Source organism: Nitrococcus sp. (genome assembly GCF_059432795.1).
The window spans coordinates 1-2,522 of the sequence record NZ_JBXWZQ010000229.1; the positions used below are offsets into that span (position 1 = coordinate 1).

Annotated in this window: 3 protein-coding genes; all 3 read right to left on the reverse strand. The window is 63.8% G+C overall.

Annotated elements, in window-relative coordinates; all coding sequences use genetic code 11:
* Nucleotides 1-937, reverse strand: a 937-nt coding sequence (locus AC52Q4_RS16215) for a TonB-dependent receptor (protein ID WP_495537839.1), incomplete at its 3' end; no start/stop codon positions are given.
* A 204-nt stretch (nucleotides 938-1,141) separates the two neighbouring features.
* The gene (locus tag AC52Q4_RS16220) at nucleotides 1,142-1,471 is read right to left on the reverse strand and encodes a hypothetical protein (RefSeq protein ID WP_495537840.1); all 330 of its coding nucleotides are present in this window, start codon (nucleotides 1,469-1,471) and stop codon (nucleotides 1,142-1,144) included.
* 225 nt (nucleotides 1,472-1,696) lie between these two features.
* Nucleotides 1,697-2,522 (reverse strand): dTDP-4-dehydrorhamnose reductase (gene rfbD, locus AC52Q4_RS16225; RefSeq protein ID WP_495537841.1); only part of this gene is annotated, 826 nt, incomplete at its 5' end.

The window sequence follows — 2,522 nt, forward strand, 5'->3', positions numbered from 1 at the left end:
CCTCACCCGGACCCTCGAACTCGATATGGTTGTAGTCGTTGTAACCGGCACGAACGCTGATACTGCGCAGTCCGGCGGCTGGCTTGTCGAGGCGGCCGGCCAAATCGAAGCGATCCTGCGTCTGGTCAATAAAAACATCTTCGTGGCCATGGTCGTCGCCATCCTCATCGCCGTGGCCGTGGTCATCTTCCTCAGCATTTGGGATCCCATAAGTCGTGTCGTAGCGGCCGTAGGATATGCCGACAAAACCGCGCTCACCGGTCCAGGAAGTGCCGAAGTTGGCGTCGCGGGTCTCGACGAAGCTGTTGTTCACCGTGCCATTCCCGGCCTGGTAGTCATCGGTATCGCGGACTAGGCCATCGAAATGCAGAGCGAGTCGATCGGATCCGCCACGCACGCGCACACCGGCCAGCTTGCCGTTGTTGGCAGACTCGTACTGGGTGCGCAGATTGGCCTCGAATTCCGGTACGTACTCGGGGATCCGACCGGTCATGACATTGACCAGACCGCCGGAGAGGCCGCTCCCATACAGCAGCGTTGCCGGGCCGCGCATGATCTCGATCTGCTCGGCCTGGAACGGCTCGACCGTCGTTTGATGGTCGGGGCTGATGGTCGAGACATCGAGCGTACCGATGCCGTCGCGCATCACGCGCAGGCGCGGACCGCCGAGCCCGCGGATCACCGGCCGGCTCGCACCGGCGCCGAATTGCGTGCCGGTCACCCCGGGCTCACGGTTCAGGGTTTCGCCGAGGGTATTGGCCTGCTGGCGTTCAAGCTCCTCGCCCGAGAGAATACTCACTGGCTGAGCCGTGTGTTCAAGACTTTGTGAGCCCGGTGGCCGCGCAGTAATCTTCAGTGCCTCTAGCGTGACAGGAGCCGGGCTGTCCTGCGTCTCCTGTGCCAGCGTGACAACAGGTGTCAGCGTCGCCAGCAGCATACAAGCGGTGTAGCGGTGCATGATTCGAGTCTCCCCAATACGGCAATTGAGCGACCCGCACGGAGCCGCCGGGGTCAATGCTTAGGGGCGACCTCAAGATGTGTATTGCCAGCGTCGTCATCGAAGCGGAAGCCGGGATTCATCTCGCGTAAGGAGACAAAACGCTTCCGGCCAGCGCCGCAACGACGATAGTCGCAGTGCCCCTTAGCCCTTGAAACGGAATGCGCGGGGGGAGAAAGGCGGTGGCCCGCGAATCGGCGGACCCAGCCGTGGCTCCAGCTCGACGAAGGCCGAAAGCCTGGCGAGCCCATGCGGCTGCCGAGTGCACGGAACGTCAAGCTGGAAAGGGATGGAGGGAAGCTGAGCGGCAAAGGAATGCGAGATTTGCGCAATCTCGCAGTGATCGTGGCCGGCGCTGGATAGGTGTACGCCACCGTGCAGAGCAAGGATGAGTTGGGCGAGCAGGGTCAGCGCCGCCAAGCTTATGGCGATGCTGCGCCGGTGGCCCCATAGTCTAGGCAATATCTTGCTCACGGGCAGTGCTCTAGGTATCTCTTATCTACTGCCTGACGGTGTAAGCGCGGATAGTAATTCGGGCAGGACTTTTGTGTAAAGGCCGTATGGCCCGACTGTACGCCGAGCAATCCGAATGAGAGTCACAAAGCTTGGGAAGCTTGCCGAGAAACGTGCTCGGTAAGTCGCTTCAGATCGCTCGCCACAGCACGTTTTCGATTCGCCCGCACGCATGCTCAGCAACGCTCACTGCGAAGCCTCTGATACCGCGGCTAATGTATCCATCAGGGCGATACGCCAGTGCGGGGCGGTCAGGCCCAGCGCGTGCCACGTGGCGGTTTTGTCGAGGACGCTGAACGGCGGCCGGCGCGCGGGAGTCGGATAGGCGGTACTCGGCACCGGCAGCACGGCCGCGCAGCGATCCAGCAGACCCAACGGCAATGCCGTTTGCTGTATCGCCACCGCGAAGTCATACCAGCTCGCGACCCCGGCATCCGTCCAGTGGTGCAGGCCGCTGAGGCGCACCTCGATGGCGCGCCAGATACACCCGGCGAGACCCGTCACGGCGGTGGGCGTGCCGATCTGGTCGTCCACCACGTGCAGCGCCTCACGCGTGCGCATGAGCCGCAGCATGCTGTGGACGAAATTGGCGCCGGTCTCGGCATAGAGCCAGGCGGTGCGCAACACCAGCGCATCGGGCTTGCAGCTTCGCACCGCCTGCTCTCCGGCGAGCTTGCTCGCACCGTAGGCGTTCAGCGGATTCGGCTCACTCTCGGCGGCGTACGGACGACCCTGCTTCCCGTCGAAGACGAAATCGGTGGAAAGATGCACCAGGCGACAGCCTAGCTCGCGGGCGGCGCGGGCCACGTGCTCCGCGCCCGTGGCATTGACCGCATAGGCGGCCTCCGGCTCGCTTTCCGCCTTGTCAACAGCGGTGTAAGCGGCCGCATTGACGATGACCTCCGGCGCCATCGCGAGCATCCGTGGCACACTCTCAGGCCGTGCGATATCAAGCTCCCCGCGCAGCGGCGCCAGCAGCCGCGCTCCATGGGGGGCCTGGCGCACCAGTGCC